Raw genomic sequence first — 26,082 nt, forward strand, 5'->3', positions numbered from 1 at the left:
CCGCCTGCTGCTGCAGCGTCGTTTTTGTTGCATGTGAGGGTGGGAACGAATGGAACTGAAGGACGAAATCCGCATCGAGGCGCCGAAGCACGAGGTCTATGCGGCGCTCAACGACCCGGAGGTGCTGAAGGCCGCAATTCCCGGCTGCCAGGAGCTCAACAAGGTCTCTGACACCGAGCTCGAAGCCAAGGTCGCGCTGAAGGTGGGCCCGGTGAAGGCGACGTTCGGCGGCAAGGTGACGCTCGATACCGCGGGCGCGCCGGACCGGTTTTTACTCACCGGGGAGGGAAGTGGTGGCGTTGCCGGCTTCGCCAAGGGCGGTGCTGAAGTCGAACTCGAAGAGGACGGCAACGCCACCATATTGCGCTACGCGGCCAGGGCCGATGTCGGCGGCAAGCTCGCCATGCTCGGCGGCCGTCTCATCGCCAGCACGGCGCAGAAGCTCGCAGGCCAGTTCTTCGAGAATTTCTCCGCGAAGGTCTCTGCAGGCCGGAGAATTTCCTGATGTAATCTCTTGACCGAGGAGGAGCGCGGGTGTGTTTGGCGACCGAACAGCAGCATGCTCCATTCCGTATTCGCAGAGGCAGATGGGAGTGTCCGGCGCGTTTGTTCAGCCCTTTGTATGTTGCAGGCTCGATCTCGGGCAGGCTCTGACGCGGCGTTGCGTTGCGTCGTAGAAATGGGCCCGTTTCGCCGGCACCCTGCCATTCAGATCCATCCTATCGAGCATCCACGACGGTTGTGACAGGTGGCCACCCCATGCGCTCCTCGGCTTTCCGCAAAGGCGGCACGTCCAAGGCGATCTCTCTTGCCAGATTCCGGACCTGATCTCGGCGGTGACCGACCAGGTTCTGGAGGCCGTTGGCGAGTGGCAAAACCGCCCGCTCGAGCTGTGCTATCCCCTCGTGTTCTTCGATACCATCCGGGTCAAGATCCGGGACGAAGGCTTCGTTCGCAACAAGGCCGTTTATGTCGCGCTCGCAGTTCTGGCGGACGGCACAAAGGAAATCCTCGGGCTCCGGATCGAGAAGACCGAAGGGGCAAAGTTCTGGTTGCGCGTGATGAATGAGCTGAAAAGCCGTGGCTGCCAGGACATCCTGATCGCCGTGGTCGACGGCCTGAAAGGCTTTCCTGAAGCCATCACCGCCATCTTCCCCCAGACGATCGTACAGACTTGCATCGTCCATCTGATCCGGCATTCGCTGGAGTTCGTTTCCTACAAGGACAGGAAGCCGGTCGTGCCGGCCCTGAGGCCATCTACCGTGCCCGAGATGCGGAGGCTGGAATGAAGGCGCTGGTGGCTTTCGAGGAAGGGTATTGGGGCCAGAAATACCCTGCCGTCTGCCGGCGACGCAATTGGGAACACGTCGTTTCCTTCTTCGCCTTCCCGGAGGGCGTCCGCCGCATCATCTACACGACGAACGCTATAGAAGCCTCGAACTCGAAACTTCGTCGGGCAGTGCGCTCGCGCGGCCATTTCCCTGGTGACGAAGCCGCGATGAAGCTGTTATATCTGGTTCTCAGCAATGCGGTCGAGCAGTGGAAGCGCGCGCCGCGGGAGTGGGGCGAAAAGACACAGTTCGCCGTCATCTTTGGCGAGCGGTTCTTCAACTGATGAAACCGGCCCCCGCACAGAATTCCTGACAGTCCCGGCTAGGTTTGCGTTGGACCACGGCCAGATAATGCCGCCAGTCGTAGATCGTCTGACCGGGTCGGTCGTGAGAGCGGTCGATGATCCGTCGATGTTCGCACACGATTGACCTTCCGCGGCGACGACGGCGCGATCGGGATAGGCCAGCAGGCTCACCGCAGAAACGTCGAAGTCGAAGCGGGTGCTATGGCGATCCAGTCGCTTGAGATAGACGATTGAATCGTGCACGTTGGCGGGTGTCACATGGGTATCGGTGATGATGGCATGGCGGCCGTTCACCGTGCGGTGGTCGAGGTAGAAGAGGCCCTTCGGCTTGCCGTCGCGGACCTTGCAGCCGCTGTCGGTGCAGTAAAGACCGGCAACCCGGTCATGGATGAAGGAATAGTCGATGACCGCATCGATCTTGCGCAGCAGGTGATCCTTCGGGACCAACTGCTCCAGCGTCACCATCTCAAGTGCGTCTGCTCAGGGGCCGGTTTCTTCAACATGGTCCAGTGAATCAGAAACCCCCAGCCGAGGCCAGGGGTTTGTCAGCAGTCTGACGCCAGGGCTATGCTGAAGCGCCTGTGTTCAACGTCGAGCGGAAGCGGATCTTCGAGCGCTCGACATGGCGAAAGAAGGCTTCCTGGGCGCGTTCGCGGTTGCCGGAGGCGAGGGCGTCGACCATCTCGCGGTGCTCGCGGTTGGAGACCGAGAGCCCGCCGGCCTGGACGAGCCCGCGTGCACGCGCCAGATGCAGCTTGTTGACGAAGCCCTTGTATTCCTTGACGAGCGTCGCGTTGCCGGTCGAGGTGACGAGGTAATCGTGGAAGGCGAGGTTGACGGGGTAATAGTCGTCGAAGTTCTTGCTCGCGGCGATCTCGTCCATCTGGTCGAGAAAGGCATTGAGCCGGGCCAGCATCTGGTCGGTGACGAGATCGGCGAGCAGGCGTCCTGCAAGGCCGAAGATCGCGGCGCGCACGTCGTAGATTTCAAGCGCTTCCGTTGGCGAGACCGAGCGTACGAAGACGCCTCGGTTGCGGATGCTCTCGACGAGGCCCTTGGCCTGCAGGCTGCGGGTCGCCTCGCGCAAGGGGCCACGGCTGGTGCCGAAGCGGGCCGAGAGCTGGATCTCGTTCAGCCGCTCGCCGGGTTTCAGTTCGCCGGTCAGGATGAGGTGCTCGAGCTCGCGCTCGATGACGCCGGTCAGCGACGACGTTCTCAACACCGTGAGATCGTTCTGCTGTACCTTCGGTTCCTCATGATACATGGCGCGTTCCATTGATTTCGATTGCTATTGTAGGCAATAAACAATGGGAATGTAAGCTGCAACTGCTATTGGGCGCCTCGTCTTGTCGCATCCAGGATGGCGTCGGTGACCGCCCGCGTATCGGCCTGTCCGCCGAGGTCCGGCGTATGCGGCCCCGACCGGCTGACCGTCTCTATCGCGGCCATGAGTTTTTCGGCCGCCGCCGTCTCGCCGAGCCGTTCCAGCATCATCGCCCCGGTCCAGAAGGCGCCGATCGGGTTGGCGATGCCCTTGCCCATGATGTCGAAGGCCGAGCCGTGGATCGGCTCGTACATGGACGGATGTTTTCCGGACGGATCGACATTGCCCGTAGCACCATTGCCGAGGCTTCCCGTCAGCGCCGAGGCGAGGTCGGAGAGAATGTCGGCGTGCAGGTTGCTGGCAAGGATCGTGTCGAAATTGCCTGGCTTCGTCACCATCAGCGCGGCCATGGCATCGACCAGCTTCCAGTCGACGTCAAGCTCCGGGAAGTCCTTCAGAACGTCGCGGCAGGCCTCGTCCCAGAGCACCATGCCGTGGCGCTGGGCGTTGGACTTGGTGACGACGGTAAGCCGCTTGCGCGGCCGCGCCATCGCCGTCTCGCAGGCAAAGCGGCAGATGCGCTCGACGCCGGCGCGGGTGAAGACCGCGACGTCCATGGCAAGCTCGATCGGCAGCCCCGCATGGGCCCGTCCGCCGACGCCGGAATATTCGCCCTCGGAGTTCTCGCGCACGATGACCCAGTCGATCTGCTCGCCGAGTTCGGGGCGTAGTGGCCCGCGCATGCCGCCGATCAGCTTCGTGGGCCGCACGTTGGCATACTGATCAAGCCCCTGGCAGATAGCGAGCCGGAGGTCCCAGAGCGTGATGTGGTCGGGAATGTCGGGGTCGCCGACGGCGCCGAAGTAGATGGCGTCGAAGTGCTTCAATTGCTCCACTCCGTCTACCGGCATCATGCGTCCGGTACGGCGGTAATAATCCGAGCCCCAGTCGAAGCGGGTGACGTCTAGCGTGAAACCTTCGCGACCGGCGAGGTCCGCCAGAACCGAAAGCCCGGCCTCGATCACTTCCGGCCCGACGCCGTCGCCGCCGATCGCGGCGATCTTATGCGTTCGCATGGGCTGCCTCCATGCCGCGCAGGATGCCGTCGACCATGTCGGCCTGCGTGCCCGTGCCGCGGATGTCGGGCGTGCGTGTCGCCGGGTCGGCAAGGGCCGCGTCGATGCCGGCCTTCATGATGCGCGACATCTCGAGCGCCGCATCGATCTTGTGGTGGTGTCCCATCCAGTCGAAGAGCATGCGGGTCGATTCGATCATCGCGAAGGGATTGGCGATGCCCTTGCCGGCAATGTCGGGGGCCGAGCCGTGCGTCGCCTGGGCCATCGCGATCGAGCCGCGGCCGATGCAGAGGCCCGGCGCCATGCCGAGGCCGCCGACGAGGCCGGCCGCCTCGTCGGTAAGGATGTCGCCGAACATGTTGGTGGTGACGACCGTGTCGAAGCTCTGCGGGTCGCGCACCAGCCGCATCGCCATCGTGTCGACGATCACCTCGTTCACCTCGACGTCGGGGAAGCCCTTGGCGACCTCGTAGCAGCTGTCGACGAACATGCCGCAGCCGAGCTTGTAGACGGTGTTCTTGTGCACCAGCGTCAGCTTCTTGCGCCGCGAGCGGGCGATCTCGAAGGCGGCGCGCGCCACCTTGGAAGACCCCTCGACGGTGATGACGCGCACCGAGATCGTCACGTCATGCGTCGGGCGGAACTCGCCGGAGCCCATGACGACGTTGCGGTCCGGCTGGAAGCCCTCGTTGTTCTCGCGCACGATCACCATGTCGATGTCGTCGTGCAGGCAGCCGATGCCCGGAAACGATCGGGTCGGGCGCACATTGGCGAAGAGGTCGAAGCGCTTGCGCAGGATCGGATGCGGATTGATCGCCTCCGGTACCTTCGGATACTCGCGATGGCCGATCGGGCCGAGGATGAAGCCGTCGAGTGTCCCGAGCGTCTCAAGCGTGCCTTCGGGCATGGTGTGGCCATGCGTGTCCAGCGCGCGCCGGCCGATCGGCACGTCGAGCCATTCGATGGCCATGCCGGTCGCAGCCGCCGCGGCCCTGGCGATCCGGACCGAGGCCGGAACGACCTCGTGGCCGATGTCGTCGCCTTCGAGGATGCCGATCCTGAGTGAGGTCTTCTTGGTCATCTGGTTCATTCCGCTGCTGCCGTCTTGGAGGTGGAGCCGGGAACGCTGGCGCGGGCCACCTCGGCCGCGTCCTTCAGCTCTTCGAGCTTCCACGACGTTTCGAGGAGCGCCTTCGTCACCGCGTCGCCGACGACGAGCGCCGACTGGACCGTGAACTTGTGGTCGATCTGTGCGTCGGTAAGCGGCACGTCCTTCGAGCCGATCGCCCGCTCGACGCGCTTGGAGACCGTCGTGCCGTCGTCGAAGGTCAGGAGAATGTCGACGGAGGCCTCGTGGCAATTCTTGTCGGCGGTGGCCTTCGTCCTGTCGCGAAGCGCGATGATCTCCGGGTCGTTAACCATCTCGTCTGTAAAGGCAGTCGGCGCGCCGTCGCCCTTGAGGAGTGCGGCAGCCGCTGCGTGATAGACCGAGAACTTGCCTTCGAGGCCGGTCTTCGGCGCCGTCTTGCCGGTCAACTCCAGCACTAGCGGATGGGCGGTCAGTTCGACCGAGCGGATGCGGCGCACCTTCTCCTCGCCGAGTTCGTCGCGAAGCTGGATGCAGCCGTCGATGGTCGGGTGGATGACGATACCGCAGGCGAACGGCTTGTAGCTGTTGAGCGCCGATTCCCAGCGCGTGCCGAGGTCGTCGAGGATTTCGGAATAGTCCTGCTTGTCGGACATGACGTTGGCGAAGCCGCGCGGCGCCTCGATCGCGCGCTCCGAGCTGTCGAAGTTCGCCTCCGCCAGAAGGGCTGCGAACATGCCGTTTTGCGCGGCGCGGCCGGGGTGAAAGCTCTTGGTCATCGTGCCGAACATTTCGCGCAGGCCCGAGGACTGGGTGGCGGCAAGCCCGAAGGCCCAGCGCATCTGCTGTTGATTGAGGCCGATCACCTTGCCGACGGCAGCCGCCGCACCGAAGACGCCGGCCGTACCGGTGATGTGCCAGCCGCGGTCGTAGTGGTGCGGATAGACGGAGTTGCCGATCCGGCACTCGACCTCGATGCCGACGATCAGCGCCGTCAGAAGATCGTAGCCGGAGATGGCGCGCATTTCGGCCAGCGCCAGCAGGGCGGAGGCGACAGGGCCGGCCGGGTGGATGATCGTCTTCAGGTGCGTGTCGTCATAGTCGAGCACATGCGAGGTGATGCCGTTCAGGAGCGCCGCATGCAGCGCGTCGAGCTTTTCGCTCCGTCCGAGAACGGTGGAGGTCGGCTTGCCGGAGAAGGGCGTGGCGGCCGCCAGCGCCCGGTCGACCGTCTCGTGGCTGGCGCCGCCGACGGCGCAGCCGACCCAGTTGACGAAGGTTCTGAGCCCCTCGCGGCGAATGTCGGGCGCGATGTCGCTGCCCTTGATGGTGACGACCCAGTCGGCGAGGATTTCCGTCACCTTGGGAATGCCGGGGGCGGTTGCCTGGTGCTGACTCATTTCATTCTCCTTGTAACTTACAGAAGACCGCGGGCTATGCCGCCGTCCACGTTGACTGTCTGGCCGGTGACGTAGCTGGCGAGGGGGCTTGCGAGCCACACCACCATCGTCGCCACCTCTTCGGGGCTCGCGAAGCGGCCGAGTGGAATGTCCTTCGAGAAATCGCCGAGGATGTCGTCGCGCGTCCGGCCCTGTTCGCCGGCCATCTTGTCGGCGCGCTTGGTCCAGAGCGGCGTCAGCGTGCGGCCGGGCGCGACGCAATTGACGCGGATCCTTCGGTCGGCGAGTTCGGCGGCGAGCGTCTTGGTGAGCCCCAGCAGGCCGGCCTTGTGCACGTTCGAGACGATCTGGTGCTGGTAGGGCATCTTGGAGGCCGCGGCGCCCAGCGTGACGATCGCCGGATCGTTACCCCTTTCGAGCGCCGGAAGCAGGGCGCGGATGGCGCGCACGGTCGACAGGATGTTGAAGGTGTAGTTGCCGAGCCAGTCCTCGTCCGTCAGGTCCTCGAAGGAGGAGCGAATGCTGCCGCCGACGGCGGTGACGAGCAGGTCCAGCGCGCCCCAGCATTCCATCGCTGCTGTTGCCAGCGTTTCGCCGGCGTTCGGCTGCGTGACGTCGCAGACAAGCGTCGCCGGCCGGGCAGCGCCTGATGCCGCAATGCCGTCTGCCGCCTCGTTGAGATTGTCCGCACTGCGCGAGGCGATCAGCACGTCGGCACCCTCGGCGCCCATGATGGCGGCCGAGGCCTTGCCGATGCCGTAGCTGCCGCCGACGATCAGCGCGCGGCGCCCCTTATACGCCAGGTCCAATGGAGCCTCCCCTCAGTCGAAGATAGAATTTGAAGACGATGAGCACCGTCGACGAGACGACGGCAATGCGCATCACATGGAAGGCCGTCACCACCTCCGCCTCCAGATGCATGACCTGCGCGGTCACGACCATTTCCGTGACGGCGGCCGGCGCCAGCGACAGGAAGCTCGTCGGATAGGGAAGGCCTGTCGCAAGCGTCAGCACCACGGCGCCCGCCGCCGCGCACCCGATCATGAAGAGCGAGATGACGAGCGCCGCGAAGGTGACGCGCGGCAGGGCGGCCAGAAGATCGCGCTTGAACTGGCAGCCAAGCCAGGTGCCGAGCATGATCTGCGCGATGTTGATTAGCAAAGGCGGAATCTTCACGGCGTAAAGGCCGAGCACGCCGATGATGATGCCCATGAAGATCGGCCCGACGAGCCAGGGATTGGGTAGGGGCGTCGGTTTCAAGAGCCGCGCCATCAGGTAGCCGAGCGCCAGCGACACGATGACGAGCAGCCAGTGCGAGCCGACGGCCGCCGAGTCCGGCGCATTGCCCGGTTCGCCGAAGAGAACGACGAGGAAAGGCACGAGCGCCACCACGCCGGAAACGCGCATGGCATGCACCACCGCGACCGATCCCGCCGCTCCGCCATAGTCCTTCGCGACCGTTGCCATATCGGCGACGCCGCCGGCGGCGGTCGCGAAGAAGGCGGTGACGTCGTCCACCTTCGCCAGCGGCTTGAAGAGAAATGCCGCCGCCATGGTGAAGATGACGACATAGATCGTGCCGAGCACCATGGCCGGCAAGAGGCCGGACATGGCGGCGAGCACCGACGGCGTGAAGCGCATGCCGACGGCGACCCCGATCGCGACCTGACCGAGCTCGCGGCCCATCGGCACAAGGACCGACCGGAAGCCGAAGATCGAGAGCGCCGCCATGACGAAGAACGGTCCGAGCATGAAGGGCAGCGGCATGTTGACGGCCTTCGCCGCAAAGCCGGCCACCGCCGCGATGACATAGGTCAGGGCAAGCGTCAGCCACCAGCGCGGCTGGCGATGGCGCCCCGCCGCGTCCGGATGCTTGGCCGTTTTTACGGGCGCTGCTGATCGAGGCTTGTCATCCATCGCGGTGATCCGGACCGTGGCCTCAGTTGCTGACCAGCGCCATCAGCTTGCGGATGTCAGCAAGCTGCTCGAACTCAGCCACCATGCCGACGACCTCGCGGGCCTTGCCCATGTCCCACCGCGCGAATTCGGCGCATTCGAGGAACTTCGTCGCGACATCGTCATAGCTCATCGGATTGGCCGGGCTGCCCTTGCCGAAATCCGCCATGCCGGAAATCGTGCGACCGTCCTTCAGCCGGATGTCGATATAGGTGGTCATCAGGTGATAGCCGGCCGCCTCGGCGCGCTCGTCGACGACGAAGTCCACCTTGGAGATCATCGCCTTCACGTCGTCGCGCAGCACCACCTCGTCCGTGAACTCATTGAGGCCGGCGCGGCCGTCGATCAGCAGGATCGCCATGCAGAACTGCATGGAGAATTTCGCCTGCAGCTCGTTTTGCGGCCGGTAATGGATCAGCGCGTTCGGCATGTTGTGGTTGGTGCCGACGCGCACATGCTCGACATCCGAAGCCTTGATGCCGTTCTCCTTGATGAGGCGCAGCATCTCGGTCATGCCGGGATGGGTGAGCGAGCCCGACGGATGCGGCTTGATGGAGATGCCGGGGCTGTCGAAGGTCCAGGGATTGCCGAGCTTGCCGCGGATGGCGTTCTCGTCGTAGCCGCCGCCGGCGGCCGAGAAGAAGCCGCGCGGGGCTTCCAGGATCGTCGGCGCGGCCGACCAGCCATAGGAGGCGAACTGCGCGGCAGCGACGCCGCTTTCCGAGGATCGGCCGGCATGGAAGGGCTTGGTCATCGTGCCGAAATTCTCGCGCAGGCCGGCGGACTGGCTGCCGGCGATGGAAAGGGCGCGCAGCAGTTGCTCGACATTCAGCCCCATCAGGCGGCCGGCGGCTGCGGCCGCGGCATAGGTGCCGCAGGTGGCGGTCGCGTGGAAGCCTGTCTGGTAATGGCGCGGATTGATCGCCTCGGCGATCTTGCATTCCACTTCGACGCCGATGTGGTAGGCGAGCATGACATCCGCGCCGCTGGCGCCCAGCGTTTCGCCCATGGCGAGCGCCGAGGGCAGGGCGGGCGCGGTCGGATGCGTCAGCAGGCCGTAGACGCGGTCCTTGGCGACGGCGAGCTGCGTGTCGTCATAATCGTCCGCATGGATGCCGACGCCGTTTGCGAAGGCGGCGAAGCGCGGCGGGACCTTGCGATCCGTGCCGATGACGGTGGCCGTGCCGTTGGCCGCACCGATATCGTCGAGGTGATGGCGGACATACTCGCCCGATTTCGCGACGGAGCCGGACAGGGCGAGGCCGAGGCCGTCGAGAATCGATTTCTTGCCGTTTTCCACGACGACCGCCGGGAGGTCGCCCAGCCGTGTGCCGTGAACGAATTCCGCCACTTCGCGGGTCAGGCCCGTGGCTTCGCTGGAGACGTTGGCGGCAGCGGTTGCGGTCATTGGTCTATTTCCTCCCGACATGTGGCTTTGTTTCTTCTGCTCGTGGCGTCGCGCGGCGTGACGCGCTGCCATCTCGCCAGCACAAAACGTCACTCGTTGTCGATTGTCAACAGATTTTGAAGATGGCAGGCGAAATGAAGTTCTGCGGCATAGCAAGCCTTCCTTCCAGTCAGAAATGCCGTATCAAGTGGTGCCAAATGCCGACCAATGGCCAGTTATTTCAGCATTTCTTGCGCTGTTTTGCATTATTGTTGACAGTTTACCAATTCGCTCTTAGCCTTCCGCTCGGCTCGAGGAGAAGGACATGGTCCGGGCCGAAACGGGAGAGAGCGACGAAAAGCTCGGGAGGAGAACGCATGAAAACGCAACTTTCACGCCGTAACATACTGAAGATCGCCGGAGGTGGCGCCGCCATCGCCGCGCTCGGCATGCCATCGATCCTGCGCGCGCAGGGCGCCTATCCGGACCGGCCGATCAATCTGGTGGTGCCGTTCGCCACGGGCGGCTACAACGACCGGCTCGCACGCGCCTTCGCGCCCTATCTGCAGGCGGAACTCGGCCAGCCCTGCGTCATCGTCAACCAGCCGGGGGCGGGTGCGCAGCTCGGCCATACCTATGCACTGCAGCAGCCGATGGACGGCTATACGATCCTCTGCACCTCGGCGGCGCCGTATATTCCGCTGAACATCCTGCTGCAGAATGCGACCTACAAGGCTGAAGACTTCCACATGATCAATCTGCCGTCGCGTGACTATACGCTCGCGGCAACAACTTCCGACAGCGAGATCACCGACATGAAGCAGGTGATAGACCGTCTGAAGGAAGACCCAACGAGCCTCTCGCTCGGCGTCCAGCCGGCATCCGCCGACTACGCCAACCTCATTCTGACGCTTCAGAAGGCAGGCGTGCCGACGGACGGCTTGCGGCTCGTCACCTATGACGGCGGCGGCCCGGCCCGCAACGCGACGGCCGGCGGCCAGGTCGATGTCGGCTTCGTCGGCGGCGAGGGTTTCCTGCCGCTCAAGGACAAGATCAAGCCGCTGGTCATGTATGCCGACGAGGCACCGGAATGGTGGAGCGACGCGCCGACGCTCTCCGATGCGGGCATCGAGACCGACTATGTCGAGGGCTCGCAGCGCGGCTGGGTCGTGCCCACGGCGCTCACGAAGGAGCAACCGGAGATTTACGCGAAGATCGAGGCCGCGGTGAAGGCCGCGTCGGAGAAGCCGGAAGCGATCGAAGCGCTCAAGCTTCAGGAACTGGCGACGCGCTGGTACGGGCCCGAGGCCTCCAACAAGGCCTACATGAACAACTTTACGAAGATGTCCACCTATGTCGATCTGCTGAAGTAGGCGCGATCCGGACTCTTCTCGGGGCGGCAGTCACAGGCGCCGCCCCTGTACTCATCCAATGGAGGCCAGCATGACCTTTCGAGGCCGTAACCTATCGGTCGACTGGGGGCACCTCATCATTCTGTTGCTGATCGGCGGGGCGACATCCTGGTATATCATGGACGCCCGCAGCGTCTCGACCGACACCAACAACCTACTGCTCATCCAACCTCTGGCGCTCGCCACGCTCATCCTCATCGCCGTCGTCGTGCCGCAGTGTTTCCACTACGTCGATCCTCTTGCCGACGATGCCGGCCCCGCAGACGACGGCCAGCCGAAGGAAGTCAAGCCGTCCGACCTGATGCAGGCCAAGCTGCCGACGGAACGGGCCGACGTCATCAAGATGCTCTCGATGGGCGGCCTTCTGGGTCTCTTCGTATTCTCGCTTCAGCCGCTCGGCTTCGACATCGCGATCCTGCTCTTCAGCGGTATCGGCATGGCCATCTGCGGAGAACGGCGTCCGCTGCCCCTGATCGTCTTTCCGGTCATCGTCACCCTTATCACGGTCTACGGATTCAAGGCGCTGATGCCCTATCCGATGATCACGACCCTTCTCTAGGAGGCCGGCATGATTGATACAGAAGCGTTCATGGGTGCGCTGACGCTGATGGCGACGTCGGCGGGCTCCTGGGGATGGATCGTCCCCGGGCTGATCGTCGGCCTGGTCTTCAGTGCCATTCCCGGCATTTCGATCACCATGGCGATGGCGATCGTGCTGCCCATGTCGCTGCACATGGATTTCTTCTCGGCCGTCGTCTTCCTGACCTCGGTCTACACCGGAGCCGGGTTCGGCGGTTCGGTACCCGCGATCCTGATGAACATTCCCGGTTCGCCGTCTTCCTTCGCCACGACTTTCGACGGCTATGCCATGTCGAAGAAGGGGGAGCACAACGAGGCGCTGGGCTACGCGCTGTTCGCCTCGACGCTGTGCGGCATCTTCGGCTACGTGCTCTTGCTCTTCGTGGTCGAGCCGCTTGCCGAGATCGTGCTGAAGATCGGGCCGCTCGAAATGTTCGCGGTCGCGCTCTGGGGCATGCTGCTGCTCGGTTCGCTCGGTTCCACCTATATCAGCCGCGGCCTGCTCGCCGCCGCCTTCGGCGTGCTGCTGGGAACGGTCGGAATGAACACCGCCGGATATATCCGAGGCACCATGGGCATCCCTTCGCTGCTCGACGGCATCCAGCCGGTGCCGGCGATGATCGGCTTGCTCGCTGCCGGTCAGCTCCTGTCGCTGGCGAGCCGGGACTACATCCTGGAGGCGGAGGGCGCGCGCAAGGTATCTGTCCGGCGCATCCTGCTCGGCTGCTGGTATACATTCAAGTATCCGGCCGTGTTGATCCGCGGCTCGATCATCGGCATCGTTATCGGCGCCGTTCCGGGCGTGGGCTCGTCCGTCGGCAACCTCATCGCCTATGCGGAGACGAAGCGCACGGACAAGGACAGCGCGAGCTTCGGCAAGGGCAACCCGAAAGGGGTGATTGCGGCGGAATCCGCCGTTGCCAGCGCCGAGGGCGGATCGATGGCGACGATGCTGGCGCTCGGCATTCCGGGCGGCGGCGCGACAGCGATCCTGCTGGCGGCCTTCATGATGCACAACATCGTGCCGGGGCCGACCTTCATCGAGACGCAGAAGGACATGGTCTATGCCATCATCCTGAACAATATCGTGCAGGCGGTCGTGCTGCTCGTCGTCGGTATCGGCTTCATCTACGTGGCGGCCAACGTGGTGCGCGTTCGCACCCGTTACGTGCTGCCGGCGATCCTCGTCATCGCAACGCTCGGAACCTATGCGGTGAACGGCTCGATCGCCGGTCCGATCACCTTCTTCGTCTTTGCCTGCATCGGCTTCGCGCTCGTGCGCTACGAGTATCCGGTGGCGGCGACGGTCGTCGGCCTGCTGCTCGGCCGCATGCTGGAGACGGAGTTCTTGCGGTCCTACCAGTTGACAGGTGGCAACATCGTCTACGTCACAGAGCACCCGGCCGCGATCGCGATCGTGGTTTTGATGGTCCTCTCGATGGCCATGACGGCATGGGGAAAGCGCAAGCAGTTGCAGCAGGAGGCTGCCGAAGCGGAAGCCATGGAACGCCTGCATCAGGAGGAACTGGCCGCAAAGGCGGCACACAACCATCGGTAATTTCTGCTGCGGCAATACCTAGGCACCGGCAATTCTAGGGTCCCGCGATGAAGAACGCCGCCCGTCTCGATCGAGGCGGGCGGCGTTTTCGGTCGGTCCGGCGCCTGTTCGGGGGATCCGCCGTCAGGGACGCTCCAGTCGGAACTCGCCTTGCTCGATGTCGTCCAGCTGATCGACCAGGCGGGTCTCCCAGGCCAGATAGCGTCGCGAGGATTCCAGATTGCCGTCATGGCGGTCGTGGACGAAAAACAGGTGGTCGATGGCGTCGCCATCCGCTGGCAGGTCAGGGCTTGCAGCGATCTGTGCGCCGGCATCGACGAGCGCCCGGTGGCCGCCATCCACGAGATGCACCGCATCGGTTCCCGCCTCGTGCAGCTCCTGTGCGGCCAGCGCGGCGGCGGTCCGGTCGTCGGCGACCAGCAGCGCCGCCCTGGCGCCGATCATTGTGGAAACCTCTTCCGCTTTCGGCCGTACCAGCCAGATCGCACCGGCGACATGGCCGTCGCGATAGGCAAACGATCCGCGCATGTCGACAAAGACCGCCATGTCCTCCGCGACGCTCCGTAAGGCTTCCCCTGGTGCGATCGGCGACAGTGCCGTCAGTTGGGCCGCCGTCGCGGCCGCGTCTCTTTGCACCCGCTGGCGCATGGCGTCGTCGATGATCGCTACATAGGGGCGGTAGCCCAGTTGCCGCAGCCAGAAGGCGGCGAGTGCTGCGCGCAGGCCAAGGTCGTCGAGGAGAACGAACCGGGCGTGGCGCACGGCGACCCACTGGTCGGTCGCCTGCACGAGCTGGCCCGACAGTGCGTGCACGGCACCGGGGACCGGATCGGCGGCGGCTTCGGCGGCGGAGCGCACGTCGAGCAGATAGGTGGTCGTGCCGTCGTCGGCGAGGAAATCCTCGATCCCGGCGGCATCGACAGTATCGATGCCGAAACGGCCGATCAGCGATTGCGCGGCGGTGCGGGTGCGTTCGGCGTCGGCGGGCGAGAGCGTCGGAAACGCTGCAGCCGTGTTGCCACGTTCCAGCGTTTCGCCGGCCAGCGCCCAGCCCTGCGTGCCGTTTTCGAGCGCCAGGACCGGACCCGTGTGACCGGCAAGCTTGACCCCGATGGCGCCGATGATGCCGCGGGTACGGCCGGCGCAGGTGATGACGACCGGCGTTTCGGGATCGGCTGCAACGGGCAGGCGATGCGCCAGTTCGCCGTTCGGCAGGCAGGCAGCACCCGGCACGCGCATCTTGGCATATTCGTCCGCCGGCCGCGCATCGAAGAAGCGGAAATCCCGCCCCTCGGCCTTCCAGGCCGCAAGCTGTTGCGGCGTGATCATCGACGGATGCCAGATATGCTCGGCCAGTTCGCCGAGCGTCTTCGACGGCACGTTGACGCCCTTGTAGACGGGAAATCCGGCCGCCGCCCAGGCCGGCAAGCCGCCGGAGATGACGCTGACATCCTTGTAGCCGAGGGCTTCGAGCCGCATCGTAGCGCGTTCCGCCACTCCGTCGCCGGCGTCGAGGAGCAGCACCGGCGCCGTCCGCCGCGGCACGAGACGGGGCGCGAGGATCTCCAGCCGGGAATAGGGGCAGGGCGTGGCAAAGAGCGGATGCGCCTCGCCGAACTGCCCGGCCTCCCGGACGTCGAGCAGCGCGATTTCGCTTCCGTCGTGCAGCCGTCGCCGCGCTTGCCCGACCGGGACGATGCGCGCCGTCATGGCGCTTCGGTCCAGTGCGGCTTGCGGCCGGTAAAGAAGTCCCAGAACAGCGGATAGACGATGTCCGGACGATGCTCCGCCGGATAGTGCCCGGTCGGAATACCGAAGCCGCTGACATCGTCGGCCCATTCGCTCCAGGCCTCGACCGGTTTGAAGTGGCGGCCGCAATGGCTGTTGGTGCCCCAGATCACCATGACCGGGCATTCGATTCGGCGCCGGCCGTAGTCGGCCGTGTCCATGGCGAGGTCGAGCGTCACCGTCGCGCGGTAGTCCTCGCAGACGGCATGGATCTGTTCCGGCGTGGTGCAGCGGACATATTCGGCCATGGCCTCCGGCGTGAAGATCTCCAGACCGACGCCCTTCTTGTTCAGCTTGTAGTGGATGTAATAGTCGAGGTCGGCTGTGATCAGCCGCTCGGGGAAGGGCGCCTTCTGCGCCATGAAGAACCAGTGGTAGCTCTCCAGCCCCCAGCCGAGCGTGACGTTTGTCAACACGTGATGGGTCGGCACGATGTCGAGCGCGGCCAACCGCTCCACGCGCTTCGGCCGGTCGAGCGCCATGCGGAAGCCGACGCGCGCGCCACGGTCATGGCCGGCGATCTGGAAGCGGTCGAAGCCGAAATGATCCATCACCTCGAAATTGTCCTCGCCCATGGCGCGGAACGTATAGGCCCCATGGTCGTCGCCGCCATCAGGCTTGGAACTGTCGCCGTAGCCGCGGAGGTCGGGAGCGATCACCGTGAAGGTCTTCGCAAGCGCCGGCGCGATCTTGTGCCAACTCACAAGCGTCAGTGGATTGCCGTGGATGAGCAGGAGCGGCGGGCCGCTGCCGGCGATTGCGACCTCGATCTCGGCGCCGGATGTCTTCACGGTCTCGCGTCGGAACCCTTCCATCAGCGAGGCGTTTTGGATGAGCGTCGGCATTTCGGCAGCAATCATTCTGAAATCCTCCCGTTTTGTAGATTGTCTACAATAATGAAGTGCGGTAGACAATGCCTTGATTGCTTCTACGCGCGGGGAGGGCGCTTTTCATGATCATCAAGGACATCAGGGCCAGCCTGCACGGTTTCTCGATTGAAATTCCGCTGCTCGAAGGGCGCGTTCAAGGCTATGGCCGTGAAGAGCAGACCCATTTCGTCTTCTGCCAAGTGGAAACGGACGAAGGCATCGTCGGCTACGGGCTGACGGGCCATTTCCTGTCGCGCGCCGTCGTCGTCGCGCTCGAAAAGCACGTGCTTCCCTGCGTCAGGGGCATGGATGTGCGCGACCTCGAGAAGATCCACCAGCGCGTCTGGCAGAAGCTAAACCCCCGCGCCATGAGCGGTACCATTTCCATGGCGCTCTCCTGCCTCGACATCGCGCTCTGGGACATCATCGGCAAGGCGGAAGGCCGCTCGATCGCCGCGATGCTCGGCGGCGCGCGCGACAAGGTGCCCTGCTATGTCACCTTCGGCTTCCCGCAATATGACATGGACCTCTTGGGCGAGGCCGCGAAACTCCATGTTTCCAATGGCTTCCGGGCGCTGAAGTCGGTCGTCGCGGTCGACAAGGGCGGCTGGCGTGAGGATGTGCGGCGGGTGAAGGCGATCCGAGACGCGGTCGGCGCCGACATCGACCTGATGATCGACGCCAACTATCTCTTCAACCCTGTCGAGGCGAAATATCTCTGCCGGGAGATCGAGGACTGCGGCATCACCTGGTTCGAGGAGCCGCTGACGCAGAACGATGCGCGGGCCTTGGCCGACCTCCGGCGCTCTACCAAAATACCTTTGGCCGCCGGCCAGATGGAGGGACACCGCTGGCGCATGCGGGAGTTCGTCGAGCACCAGTCGCTCGACATCCTTCAGCCGAACGTCACCTATTGCGGCGGCTATACCGAGGCCCGCAAGATCGCGCATCTCGCGCAGATCTACAACATGCCGATCGCCAATGGCGGCGGCTGGCCGCTTTTCAACATGCATCTCCTGGCCGGCATGATGAACGGCTGGATCGTCGAATGGCATCTCGGCATGGTCGCCGTCGGCGAAACGCTCTTCACCGATGCGCCAAAGCCGAAGGATGGCTTCATCGAGATCCCGAACCGACCGGGGCTCGGCCTGACGCTCGACCAAGACGCGTTCCGGGAGACGCGCGTGGCCCTCGACTGACGGGAAAACTGCCTCGTCCGATCTGGCGATAAAATTGTTGACACTTGACAATGTGGGGGCATAGGCTTGCCCCGACTGAACTGCCGGAAGCGCCGCAAGAGTCGAAAGGCATGATCAAACGACCGAACGGGAGGTTCGGCCACAATCTGGGAGGATTTCACCGATGAACAAACTGCATCTCGTCTCCGCCGTCGCCGCTGCCGTTTTGGCCGGCGGGTTGACGGCCGCTCAGGCCCAGGAATACCCTGTCGATACCGTGACGCTCGTCACCCATTCCAGCCCCGGCGGCGGCAGCGACGTCTTCTTGCGCGAACTGTCGCGCTATCTGTCGCCCTATCTCGGCGCCAACGTCATCGTGGAAAATGTCAGTGGCGGCTCGGGCGCCAAGGCGATGGCACAGCTTGCGCAGGCGCCGGCCGACGGCTCGATGTTCTATGCCACGACGCCGACCTTCATCTACACGTCGCTGCTCTCCGACCCGGAATACAAGTATACAGACCTCGAGCCGCTGGTGAACTTCTTCATCGACCCGGAGGTGATCTACACCTCCGCCAAGGGCCAGTTCAAGACGCTGGAGGACGTCATCCAGTACGCCCGCGACGGCCGCGGCCAGTGGGGTGCGGCCAACCCGGCATCGCTGGAGCGCCAGGCGCTGGAGCAGCTGAAGGCGGCAGCCGGCGTCAACGCGGCGGTGGTTACGCATGAAGGCGGCGGCGACATGATGATCAACGTGCTGAACGGCACGCTGCAGATCGGCGTCGGCGAGGTGCAGGAAATCCAGTCGCAGATCGAGGCCGGAGAACTCAGGCTGCTCGCCACCTTCAGCGACAAGCGCCTCGACGCCTTCCCCGACCTGCCGACTGTCAAGGAAGCCGGCTACGACGTGGTGGTACGCAAGTTCCGCGGCCTTGCCGGCCCGAAGGGCCTGCCGGAGGATGTGATCGCCGCCTGGGAAGCCGCCACGCAGAAGGTGCTCGCCGACCCGAAATACAAGGAAGCCTATGAGGGCGCCAATCTCCGCGCCGAATTCATGCCCCATGCCGACTACGTCAAGTTCATCGAGACCTTCGGCACGGAGACGGCTGACTTCCTGAAGAAGACCGGCGTCATCGAGTAGTCCCTTCTGCGCCCGGACGTGGCACGGCCCACCGAGCGTGCCGCGTCCGCTTTCGCCCCAAGTCCAGAGCCGCGTTTTCCCAACGCGCCGTCTTCCATGTGAGGCTGTCATGCTAACCCGGGATTTCGTCGGCGGTGTCGCGTCTATCGCAATCGGTACCGTCTATCTCTATTTCGCCTATCAACTGCGCATCAGCGCGCTGGACGACAGCATGGGGCCTGGCGGTCTGCCGCGCGTCTATGGCTGGCTTCTCGTCGGGCTCGGCGCGGTCCTGACGATCCAAGCGATCGTGTCGCGACGCATGGCCATGGCGAGCGATGCGACCGGCGGAAGGGACGAGTGGGACGGGCAGGGGCGCAAGATCCTCCACGCCGCTGGCCTGCTCGCAATCGGTACCGGCTATGTGCTTGTCATCGAGACGCTCGGCTACCTGCTCTCCGTCGCCGTCCTGCTTCTCGTGACGACGCTCTATCTCGGTGCCGGCAACAAGGGCCGCGCCCTTGCGGTGGCGGTGCTCGGCGCAGTCTTCCTCTGGGTGATGTTCGTCATCGTGCTGGGCGTGCGCATGCCGTCCGGCGTTCTCGCCAGCCTCGGCCTCTGACGGTCCCGGAGTTCTCATCCATGGAAACGCTCACCCACACCGCGGCCTTCCTGCTCGACTGGCACGTGATCCTCGCCGCCCTGATCGGCGTCACCTGGGGCATCATGGGCGGCGCACTGCCCGGCATCTCGCCGTCGATCACGATGGCGCTGCTGCTGCCCTTCACCTACACGCTTGATCCGACGAGCGCGATCGTCCTGCTCGCCTCCACCTATATCGGCGCCGAATATGGCGGGTCCGTTCCGGCGATCCTGATCCGCACGCCCGGCACCAATGCGGCGGCGGCGACCGTCATCGACGGCTACGAGATGAACCGGCAGGGCAAGGCCGGGCTGGCGCTCGGCATCTCGCTCTATTCCGGCGTGATCGGCAGCCTCTTCGGGCTCGCGATGCTGATGACGCTGTCCGGCCCGCTGGCGCAGGTGGCACTCGCCTTCACGCCGATGGCCTATTTCGCGCTTGGCATCCTCGGTCTCTCGGTCATCGCGACGCTGTCGGGCGAAAATCTCGTCAAGGGCATGATCGCGGCAATCCTGGGCCTGATCATCGCCACCATCGGCAGCGACCCGGTCACCGGCGGCACGCGCTTCACCTTCGGCTCGGCCGAGCTTCTCGGCGGCATCGAGCCCGTTATGATCATGGTCGGCCTCTTCGCCATGAGCGAGCTTCTGGTGCAGGCTTCCAAGCGCGGACAGGACGAGCGTGTGACCTCGCGGCCGCGCATCCAGTTTCCCGACTGGCCGCTCGCAAAAAGGCTCATCCCGGCGCAGATGATCGGCAACGGCATCGGCACCTTCGAGGGCGTCATGCCGGGTGCCGGTGGCACCATCGCCTCCTTCATGGCCTACAACGAGGCGCGCCGCTGGTCACGCTACCCGGAAGAGTTTGGCAAGGGCTCGCCGGAAGGCATCGCCGCCCCCGAGACCGCCAACAATACGGTCGCCGAAACCGCGCTCGTGCCGCTCTTGTCCTTCGGTATTCCGGGCTCGAACTCAACGGCGATCCTGCTCGGCGGCTTCCTCATCCACGGTATCGTGCCGGGTCCGATGCTGTTCCAGAAATCCGGCGAGGTGGTCTACGGCCTCTATGCCGGCCTCTTCACGGCGGCGATCGGCCAGCTTCTCATCGGCATGGCTATGCTTCCCGTCTGCATCTGGCTCGTCAACCGGCCGCGGCCCTATCTCAATGCCTTCATCTTCGCGCTGATCCTCTCCGGCATCTATTCGATCCACAACGAGGCCTTCGATCTCGGCATCATGATCGCGGCCGGCGTGCTCGGCTTCTTCATGCGCATGCTGCGCTTCCCCTTCCTGCCGACCGTTCTTGGCCTCGTGCTCGGCTATCTGGTGGAGAGCAATTTCCGCCGTTCGCTGGTGCTTTCCGGTGACGACTGGATGATCTTCGTCGACGACCGGATCTCGCTCGGCCTGCTGATCCTCTCCTTCCTGTTCATCGGCGGCTCGATCGCCAAGCGCGTCTACGACATGCTGCGCCACCGCCCGTCCGCGACCTTTTCCGAAAATGCCGAAAGCTGACCCAGAAAGCTGACTTATGACGAATGACAACACCAAACCCTCCGTGTCGCAGCGCCTGGCCGCCTGGGGCGCCACGCTCCGGCCGGACGACCTGCCGCCGGCGACCCTTTCCAAGAGCCGCGACATTCTGGTCGACATCATCGGCCTCTGCATCGCCTCACGTGGAACCGACTATGTCGCTGCCGCAAAGGCCGCCGCTGAGCCGGGCGACCATATCATCGTCGGCCACGCCGAACGCGTCTCGGCCTCGAGTGCGGCGCTTGTCAACGGCACGGCGGCGCATGGCGAGGATTTCGACGACACCTTCGAGGGCGGGCCGGTGCATTCCGGAGTCGTCGTCGTGCCGGCGCTGCTCGCCGCCGCGCAGAAATATCATCTGACCAACGACCGGGTCATGCTCGGCATCGCGGTCGGGACCGAGGTGCTCTGCCGGCTGGCGCTGACGCTGCCCAAGGCCGTGCACAAGGCGGGCTTTCATCCGACCGCTGTGCTCGGCACTTTCGCCGCCACTTTCGGCATCGCGGTGGCGCGGGGCGCGTCTGAAAAGGTCATCGTCGATGCGCTCGGTATTGCCGGCTCGATGGCGTCGGGCATCATCGAATATCTCGGCGACGGAAGCTGGACCAAGCGCATGCATCCCGGCTGGTCGGCGCAGTCGGCGCTGCGCGCCGTCGCCATGGCGGAGGCGGGCTTCTTCGGCCCGCGCCAGGTCTTCGAGGGCACGCACGGCGCCTTCAAGACCTTCGCCCCGTCGATCGAGCCGAAGACCGACCGGCTGTTCGACGGCCTCGGAAAGACCTTCGTGATGGATGGCATCACCTTCAAGCCCTATCCCTGCGGCACGATGGTGCAGCCCTATATCGACGTCGCCATGAAGCTGCGGGCGCGAAACGTTCCGCTCGACGGTATCAAGCGCATCGTCTGCAAGACGGCGGAAGGTATCGTGCATCGTCTCTGGGAGCCGATCGAGCTGAAGCGCCGGCCGCCCACGGCCTATGCCGCCAAGTTCTCGACCCCCTTCGGCGTGGCGCTCGGCCTCGTGCGCGGCCATGCCGATCTCGGCGACTTCACCGAAGAGGCGATCCGCGATCCGGAGCTGCTGCGCCTCTGCGAGGTCGTCGATTTCGAGATCGATCCCGACAATCCCTATCCGGCCGCCTTCACCGGCCATGTCCGCATCGAATACCAGGACGGCCGCATCGAGGAAGTGGAACAGGGCCATATGCGCGGCGGCGTCGAGGATCCGCTGACGCGGGCCGAGATCGACGTGAAGTTCCACGCGAACGTCGCCTTCGGCGGACATGGGAACGCGAGTGCATTGCTGGCGGCCTGCGATGCCATCGCGTCGATGAAGGGCGGACATGAGATGATTGCGGAGCTTGCAAAATGAACCCGAACGATCTTCAGGGCCGCGTTGCCCTCGTCACCGGTGCCTCGCGCAATATCGGCCGCGCCATCGCCGTTGCCCTTGCAGGGCGTGGAGCCGACATCGTCGTGCATGTGGCCAACGACACGGCCGCTGGCGGCGAGACCGTCGCGACCGTTGAGGCGCTCGGGAGACGGGCAGTTCTGGTCATCGGCGACCTGTCGGACCCCGACGTGGCGGCAAGGGTCGTGCGGGATGCGGCAGACGCCTTTGGCAGGCTCGACGTCGTCGTCAACAATGCGGCGATCCGTCCGGAAGGTGCCTTTGCGGAGATCACCTATGCCGAGTGGCGCAAGGTGATGGGCGTCGCGCTCGATGCGGTCTTCCTCGTCTCGCAGGCAGCCCTTCCGCATCTGGAACAGAGCGACCAGGCGGCGATCGTCAATCTCGGCGGCCTGACCGGCCATACGGGCGCGGCGCACCGGACGCATGTCATCACCGCCAAGGCCGGCGTGGTCGGGCTGACGAAGGCGATGGCGCACGAGCTTTCGCCGAAGGGCATCACCGTCAACTGCGTCGCGCCGGGCCTGATCGAAACCGTGCGCATCAGCAATGACGGGGCGGCGCCGAAGCATCACGGCAACCGCAAGAACCTCGTCGGCCGGCAAGGTCGACCGGAGGAGGTCGCCGAGGCGGTCGCCTATCTCGCCGGGTCGGGCGGACGCTACGTCACCGGCGAGACGCTGCATGTCAACGGCGGTGCCTACCTGTCATGAAACTTGCGACCAACCTCACGCTTGCCGGCGGCATCGCGACATCGGCGGTCGTGGGTTGGCTGCTGTCTCTGACGGGCGTTCCGCTCGCCTGGATCCTCGGCGCGATGGCCGGCAGCGCCGTCTATGCCAACACGATCGGGCTCGGCTGCAAGACGAAATATGCAAGGCGTCTCGGCCAGCTCCTGATCGGGGGCGCGACGGCTGCGATCCTGACGCCCGGCATTCTCGGCGAGCTCTGGTCCTTTCTTCCCGCGATGATCGCTGCCGCCTTCGTCGCCAATGCGCTGGGCGTGCTGCTGGCCCTTCCCCTCCAGAAGATCGCCGGCGTCGACCGCAAGACCGCGCTGCTCTCGACCCTGCCCGCCGGCATGTCGGAAATGGCCTCGCTCGCGCGCGAAACCGGGGCGCAGGCGGATGTGGTCATGGTCGTGCACACGCTGCGCGTGGTGATGATCGTCGTGCTGGTGCCCTTTCTCTTCGGCATCGACCGCAGTGCCGTCGCCGCTGCGATCGATCCGCAGGCAAGTTTGGTGGCGCTTGCCGCATGCGTGGCGGGCGGTCTGGTTCTTTCGGTGGTCACCGGGAAGCTCGGCGTGCTGAACCCCTGGGTCATCATGCCGATGGCGATCGGCATCGCGCTGGTGTCGATGAACGTCTCCATCGCGGCGATGCCCTCCTGGCTGATCGTTGGCGCACAGGTGCTGATCGGTTTCTCGCTCGGCGCACGGCTGAAGAAGGAGGCTTTCGCGCGCGTGCCGCGTGCCGCACTCGCCGCCTTCATCTGCAGCGGCGGGCTGATCCTCATCATGGTCTTCGGTTTCGTGCCGGTGCTCCGCCTCTTCGTCGATGTCGCGCCCGTCTCGCTGGCACTCGGTGTCGCCCCCGGCGGTCTCGGCGAAATGATCGCCTCGGCCAAGGCGCTGGGTGCCGCCGCCGCCATCGTCGCCGGCTTCCAGTTCACCCGTTCCTTCCTCACCAACATCATCGCGCCGCCGCTGCTTGTGCGTTTCGCGGCCAGTCCGAAAGGCAAAGACCCATGAAGATCGTCGACATTCGCGAGGCCGTGGTCTCGATCTCCTCGCCCATCCGCAACGCCTTCATCGATTTCTCGAAGATGACGGCAAGCGTCGTGGCGGTCGTGACCGACCAGGTGAAGGACGGCAAGCCGGTGATCGGCTACGGCTTCAACTCGAACGGGCGTTATGCGGCGAGCGGGCTGCTCAACGAACGTTTCCTGCCGCGCCTGCGCGAGGCGAAGCCGGAGAGCTTCGTCAACGATGCCGGCGACAATCTCGATCCGCACCGGATCTGGACCGCGATGATGGTCAACGAGAAGCCGGGCGGCCATGGCGAGCGCTCGGTCGCTGTCGGTGTCGTCGACATGGCGGTCTGGGACGCCGTCGCCAAGATCGCCGGCGTGCCGCTCTACAAGCACCTGGCCGACTCCTATGGCGACGGCAGCCATGACACCTCGGTCTTCGTCTATGCGGCCGGCGGCTACTACTATCCGGGCAAGGACGACAGCCAGCTTCAGGATGAGATGCGGCGCTATCGCGCCATGGGCTACGAGGTCGTCAAGATGAAGATCGGCGGCGCGCCGCTTGACGAGGACATCCGCCGCATCGAGGCGGTGCTGGAGGTGGTGGGCGAGGGCAAGTATCTCGCCGTCGACGCCAACGGCCGCTTCGACCTCGAGACCGCGCTTGCCTATGCGGAGGCGATGAAGCCCTACGATCTCTTCTGGTACGAGGAGGCCGGCGATCCGCTCGACTACCGTATCCAGGCGGAACTGGCGAAGGTCTATCCGGGGCCGATGGCGACCGGCGAGAATCTGTTTTCGCATCAGGACGCGCGCAACCTCGCGCGCTACGGTGGCATGCGGCCGGATCGCGACTGGCTGCAATTCGACTGCGCGCTTTCCTATGGGCTGGTTGAATACCTGCGCACCTTGAAAGCGATCGGGCAGGAGGGTTTTTCCAGCCGCAACTGCATTCCCCATGGCGGGCACCAGCTTTCGCTCAACATCGCCGCCGGCCTGAAGCTCGGCGGCAACGAATCCTATCCTGAAGTTTTCAAGCCCTTCTGCGGCTTTGCCGACGGCAACCGCATCGAGAACGGCCGCGTCGGCCTGCCGGATGCAACCGGCATCGGCTTCGAGCAGAACTCGGCGCTGATCAAGGCGATGCGCGAGGCGACGAACACCTGAGCGGCGGGGCGGAAGGAAACAGCGATGAACGAGGAGCAGCCCATGGTCGACGCCGACACGATCCGCGAAATCCGCCAGTCGGTGGCGGCATTGTGCGCCGGCTTTCCGGGCGAATACTGGCGCGCGCTCGATCGGGAAAAGGCCTATCCGGCCGCCTTCGTCAAGGCGATGACGGAGGGCGGCTTCCTCGGCGTGCTGGTGCCGGAAGACTATGGCGGCAGCGGGCAGGGCATCACGGTCGCGGCCAACATTCTGGAAGAAGTCCACGCGCAGGGCTGCAATGCGGCCGCTCTCCATGCGCAGATGTACACAATGGGCACGCTTTTGCGTCACGGCAGCGAGGCGCAGAAGACGCTGTGGTTGCCGAAGATCGCGAGCGGCGAGACCCGCCTCCAGGCCTTCGGCGTCACGGAGCCGACGGCCGGCACAGACACCACCTCCATCCGCACCTTCGCGGAGAAGCGGGGCGAGACCTATTTGATCAACGGCCAGAAGGTCTGGACTTCGCGCGCCGAGCATTCGGATCTGATGATCCTGCTGGCGCGCACGACGGCGAAGGACAAGGTGGAGCGCAAGCGCGACGGGCTCTCCGTCTTCCTCGTCGACATGAAGGCGGCACTCGGCAACGGGCTCTCGATCAAGCCGATCCGCGCCATGCTGAACCATGCGACGACGGAGGTCTTCTTCGACAATCTGGAGATCCCGGCCGACAGCCTGATCGGCGAAGAGGGCAAGGGTTTCGGCTACATCCTCGACGGCATGAATGCCGAGCGCATCCTGATCGCCGCCGAATGCATCGGCGATGCGGCCTGGTTCACCAAGACCGCGACCCGCTATGCCAACGAGCGCGTCGTCTTCGGCCGGCCGATCGGCCAGAACCAGGGCGTGCAGTTCCCGATCGCCCGGGCCTATGCGGCGGCGGAAGCGGCGAAGCTGATGGTCTACCGCGCGGCGGAACGCTTCGACCGGGGCGAGGCCTGCGGGCCGGAGGCCAACATGGCGAAGCTGCTCGCCTCCGAGGCCTCATGGCAGGCGGCTGACACCTGTCTGCAGACCCATGGCGGCTTCGGTTTCGCCGAGGAATACGACGTCGAGCGCAAGTTCCGCGAGACGCGGCTCTACCAGGTGGCACCGATCTCGACGAACCTCATCCTCGCCTATCTGTCCGAGCATGTGCTCGGCATGCCCCGTTCGTATTGAGGACCGGGAG

Annotated in this window: 22 protein-coding genes and 3 pseudogenes; 14 read left to right on the forward strand and 11 right to left on the reverse strand. The window is 64.8% G+C overall.

The window, feature by feature from the left end:
• The first annotated feature begins 49 nt into the window (after positions 1-49).
• Positions 50-505, forward strand: coding sequence for an SRPBCC family protein (locus tag HV823_RS08945; protein ID WP_176949364.1), 456 nt, complete (start codon positions 50-52; stop codon positions 503-505).
• 313 nt (positions 506-818) lie between these two features.
• Positions 819-1,615 (forward strand): annotated as a pseudogene (locus HV823_RS08950) (IS256 family transposase); the annotation flags it as partial.
• A 40-nt stretch (positions 1,616-1,655) separates the two neighbouring features.
• Here the strand turns inward: HV823_RS08950 and HV823_RS27340 are convergent.
• From HV823_RS27340 to HV823_RS08995, 9 genes and pseudogenes are all read right to left on the reverse strand, one after another.
• Positions 1,656-1,813: pseudogene (locus HV823_RS27340) on the reverse strand (IS21 family transposase); the annotation flags it as partial.
• A gap of 222 nt (positions 1,814-2,035) precedes the next feature.
• Positions 2,036-2,101, reverse strand: a pseudogene (locus HV823_RS27515) (hypothetical protein); the annotation flags it as partial.
• 100 nt (positions 2,102-2,201) lie between these two features.
• On the reverse strand, positions 2,202-2,900 hold the full coding sequence (locus HV823_RS08965) for an FCD domain-containing protein (protein WP_176949365.1): 699 nt from the start codon (positions 2,898-2,900) through the stop codon (positions 2,202-2,204).
• A 65-nt stretch (positions 2,901-2,965) separates the two neighbouring features.
• Positions 2,966-4,036: a tartrate dehydrogenase gene (locus HV823_RS08970; RefSeq protein ID WP_176949366.1), complete on the reverse strand. Its 1,071-nt coding sequence runs from the start codon at positions 4,034-4,036 to the stop codon at positions 2,966-2,968.
• Positions 4,023-5,117 (reverse strand): isocitrate/isopropylmalate dehydrogenase family protein, encoded by a 1,095-nt coding sequence (locus HV823_RS08975; RefSeq protein WP_176949367.1) that lies wholly within the window; start codon positions 5,115-5,117, stop codon positions 4,023-4,025. Before HV823_RS08975 ends, HV823_RS08970 begins: the two co-directional genes overlap by 14 nt.
• Before the next feature lie 5 nt (positions 5,118-5,122).
• On the reverse strand, positions 5,123-6,523 hold the full coding sequence (locus HV823_RS08980) for an MmgE/PrpD family protein (protein ID WP_176949368.1): 1,401 nt from the start codon (positions 6,521-6,523) through the stop codon (positions 5,123-5,125).
• Between the two features lie 17 nt (positions 6,524-6,540).
• Positions 6,541-7,332: an SDR family NAD(P)-dependent oxidoreductase gene (locus HV823_RS08985; protein WP_176949369.1), complete on the reverse strand. Its 792-nt coding sequence runs from the start codon at positions 7,330-7,332 to the stop codon at positions 6,541-6,543.
• Positions 7,316-8,440 carry an AbrB family transcriptional regulator gene (locus HV823_RS08990; protein ID WP_246300980.1) on the reverse strand — a complete coding sequence of 375 codons (1,125 nt, stop codon included), beginning with the start codon at positions 8,438-8,440 and terminating at the stop codon, positions 7,316-7,318. The genes HV823_RS08985 and HV823_RS08990 overlap by 17 nt, the downstream gene beginning before the upstream one ends.
• Before the next feature lie 22 nt (positions 8,441-8,462).
• Positions 8,463-9,887 (reverse strand): MmgE/PrpD family protein, encoded by a 1,425-nt coding sequence (locus HV823_RS08995; protein ID WP_176949370.1) that lies wholly within the window; start codon positions 9,885-9,887, stop codon positions 8,463-8,465.
• A gap of 356 nt (positions 9,888-10,243) precedes the next feature.
• Between HV823_RS08995 and HV823_RS09000 the strand changes: the two genes are divergently transcribed.
• The 3 genes from HV823_RS09000 to HV823_RS09010 all read left to right on the forward strand — a co-directional run bounded on the left by HV823_RS09000 (position 10,244) and on the right by HV823_RS09010 (position 13,415).
• A complete protein-coding gene (locus tag HV823_RS09000) occupies positions 10,244-11,239 on the forward strand; it encodes a Bug family tripartite tricarboxylate transporter substrate binding protein (protein ID WP_176949371.1) in 996 nt (331 codons plus the stop codon).
• Between the two features lie 70 nt (positions 11,240-11,309).
• Positions 11,310-11,837, forward strand: coding sequence for a tripartite tricarboxylate transporter TctB family protein (locus HV823_RS09005; RefSeq protein ID WP_176949372.1), 528 nt, complete (start codon positions 11,310-11,312; stop codon positions 11,835-11,837).
• Between the two features lie 9 nt (positions 11,838-11,846).
• A complete protein-coding gene (locus HV823_RS09010) occupies positions 11,847-13,415 on the forward strand; it encodes a tripartite tricarboxylate transporter permease (protein ID WP_176949373.1) in 1,569 nt (522 codons plus the stop codon).
• Between the two features lie 123 nt (positions 13,416-13,538).
• Here the strand turns inward: HV823_RS09010 and HV823_RS09015 are convergent, their stop codons facing one another.
• Together HV823_RS09015 and HV823_RS09020 are read right to left on the reverse strand one after the other, a co-directional pair.
• Entirely contained in the window at positions 13,539-15,125 is a 1,587-nt protein-coding gene (locus HV823_RS09015) for a rhodanese-like domain-containing protein (RefSeq protein WP_176949374.1), read from the reverse strand.
• Entirely contained in the window at positions 15,122-16,063 is a 942-nt protein-coding gene (locus HV823_RS09020) for an alpha/beta hydrolase (RefSeq protein ID WP_176949375.1), read from the reverse strand. Before HV823_RS09020 ends, HV823_RS09015 begins: the two co-directional genes overlap by 4 nt.
• 92 nt (positions 16,064-16,155) lie before the next feature.
• Between HV823_RS09020 and HV823_RS09025 the strand changes: the two genes are divergently transcribed.
• From HV823_RS09025 to HV823_RS09065, 9 genes are all read left to right on the forward strand, one after another.
• Entirely contained in the window at positions 16,156-17,271 is a 1,116-nt protein-coding gene (locus HV823_RS09025) for a mandelate racemase/muconate lactonizing enzyme family protein (RefSeq protein WP_176949376.1), read from the forward strand.
• A gap of 163 nt (positions 17,272-17,434) precedes the next feature.
• A complete protein-coding gene (locus HV823_RS09030) occupies positions 17,435-18,388 on the forward strand; it encodes a tripartite tricarboxylate transporter substrate binding protein (protein ID WP_176949377.1) in 954 nt (317 codons plus the stop codon).
• A gap of 109 nt (positions 18,389-18,497) precedes the next feature.
• Positions 18,498-18,989, forward strand: coding sequence for a tripartite tricarboxylate transporter TctB family protein (locus tag HV823_RS09035; protein ID WP_176949378.1), 492 nt, complete (start codon positions 18,498-18,500; stop codon positions 18,987-18,989).
• 20 nt (positions 18,990-19,009) lie between these two features.
• Positions 19,010-20,524, forward strand: coding sequence for a tripartite tricarboxylate transporter permease (locus HV823_RS09040; RefSeq protein WP_176949379.1), 1,515 nt, complete (start codon positions 19,010-19,012; stop codon positions 20,522-20,524).
• A 16-nt stretch (positions 20,525-20,540) separates the two neighbouring features.
• Complete coding sequence (locus tag HV823_RS09045; protein WP_176949380.1) at positions 20,541-21,914, forward strand: MmgE/PrpD family protein; 1,374 nt, start codon at positions 20,541-20,543, stop codon at positions 21,912-21,914.
• Positions 21,911-22,666, forward strand: coding sequence for an SDR family NAD(P)-dependent oxidoreductase (locus HV823_RS09050; protein WP_176949381.1), 756 nt, complete (start codon positions 21,911-21,913; stop codon positions 22,664-22,666). Before HV823_RS09045 ends, HV823_RS09050 begins: the two co-directional genes overlap by 4 nt.
• Positions 22,663-23,706, forward strand: a complete 1,044-nt coding sequence (locus HV823_RS09055) for an AbrB family transcriptional regulator (RefSeq protein ID WP_176949382.1) — start codon at positions 22,663-22,665, stop codon at positions 23,704-23,706. Before HV823_RS09050 ends, HV823_RS09055 begins: the two co-directional genes overlap by 4 nt.
• Positions 23,703-24,872: a mandelate racemase/muconate lactonizing enzyme family protein gene (locus HV823_RS09060; protein ID WP_176949383.1), complete on the forward strand. Its 1,170-nt coding sequence runs from the start codon at positions 23,703-23,705 to the stop codon at positions 24,870-24,872. The genes HV823_RS09055 and HV823_RS09060 overlap by 4 nt, the downstream gene beginning before the upstream one ends.
• A gap of 24 nt (positions 24,873-24,896) precedes the next feature.
• Entirely contained in the window at positions 24,897-26,072 is a 1,176-nt protein-coding gene (locus HV823_RS09065; protein WP_246300981.1) for an acyl-CoA dehydrogenase family protein, read from the forward strand.
• The last annotated feature ends 10 nt before the right edge of the window (positions 26,073-26,082 follow it).

The sequence above is a fragment of the Mycoplana rhizolycopersici genome (genome assembly GCF_013378445.1).
Taxonomy (GTDB): Bacteria; Pseudomonadota; Alphaproteobacteria; order Rhizobiales; family Rhizobiaceae; genus Mycoplana; species Mycoplana rhizolycopersici.

Bases quoted from the DNA above. Each gene is read 5' to 3' on its own strand.
- HV823_RS08945 (WP_176949364.1), top strand. From the start codon at position 50: ATGGAACTGAAGGACGAAATCCGCATCGAGGCGCCGAAGCACGAGGTC.
- HV823_RS08965 (WP_176949365.1), bottom strand. From the start codon at position 2,900: ATGTATCATGAGGAACCGAAGGTACAGCAGAACGATCTCACGGTGTTG.
- HV823_RS08970 (WP_176949366.1), bottom strand. From the start codon at position 4,036: ATGCGAACGCATAAGATCGCCGCGATCGGCGGCGACGGCGTCGGGCCG.
- HV823_RS08975 (WP_176949367.1), bottom strand. From the start codon at position 5,117: ATGACCAAGAAGACCTCACTCAGGATCGGCATCCTCGAAGGCGACGAC.
- HV823_RS08980 (WP_176949368.1), bottom strand. From the start codon at position 6,523: ATGAGTCAGCACCAGGCAACCGCCCCCGGCATTCCCAAGGTGACGGAA.
- HV823_RS08990 (WP_246300980.1), bottom strand. From the start codon at position 8,440: ATGGATGACAAGCCTCGATCAGCAGCGCCCGTAAAAACGGCCAAGCAT.
- HV823_RS08995 (WP_176949370.1), bottom strand. From the start codon at position 9,887: ATGACCGCAACCGCTGCCGCCAACGTCTCCAGCGAAGCCACGGGCCTG.
- HV823_RS09000 (WP_176949371.1), top strand. From the start codon at position 10,244: ATGAAAACGCAACTTTCACGCCGTAACATACTGAAGATCGCCGGAGGT.
- HV823_RS09005 (WP_176949372.1), top strand. From the start codon at position 11,310: ATGACCTTTCGAGGCCGTAACCTATCGGTCGACTGGGGGCACCTCATC.
- HV823_RS09010 (WP_176949373.1), top strand. From the start codon at position 11,847: ATGATTGATACAGAAGCGTTCATGGGTGCGCTGACGCTGATGGCGACG.
- HV823_RS09015 (WP_176949374.1), bottom strand. From the start codon at position 15,125: ATGACGGCGCGCATCGTCCCGGTCGGGCAAGCGCGGCGACGGCTGCAC.
- HV823_RS09020 (WP_176949375.1), bottom strand. From the start codon at position 16,063: ATGATTGCTGCCGAAATGCCGACGCTCATCCAAAACGCCTCGCTGATG.
- HV823_RS09025 (WP_176949376.1), top strand. From the start codon at position 16,156: ATGATCATCAAGGACATCAGGGCCAGCCTGCACGGTTTCTCGATTGAA.
- HV823_RS09030 (WP_176949377.1), top strand. From the start codon at position 17,435: ATGAACAAACTGCATCTCGTCTCCGCCGTCGCCGCTGCCGTTTTGGCC.
- HV823_RS09035 (WP_176949378.1), top strand. From the start codon at position 18,498: ATGCTAACCCGGGATTTCGTCGGCGGTGTCGCGTCTATCGCAATCGGT.
- HV823_RS09040 (WP_176949379.1), top strand. From the start codon at position 19,010: ATGGAAACGCTCACCCACACCGCGGCCTTCCTGCTCGACTGGCACGTG.
- HV823_RS09045 (WP_176949380.1), top strand. From the start codon at position 20,541: ATGACGAATGACAACACCAAACCCTCCGTGTCGCAGCGCCTGGCCGCC.
- HV823_RS09050 (WP_176949381.1), top strand. From the start codon at position 21,911: ATGAACCCGAACGATCTTCAGGGCCGCGTTGCCCTCGTCACCGGTGCC.
- HV823_RS09055 (WP_176949382.1), top strand. From the start codon at position 22,663: ATGAAACTTGCGACCAACCTCACGCTTGCCGGCGGCATCGCGACATCG.
- HV823_RS09060 (WP_176949383.1), top strand. From the start codon at position 23,703: ATGAAGATCGTCGACATTCGCGAGGCCGTGGTCTCGATCTCCTCGCCC.
- HV823_RS09065 (WP_246300981.1), top strand. From the start codon at position 24,897: ATGAACGAGGAGCAGCCCATGGTCGACGCCGACACGATCCGCGAAATC.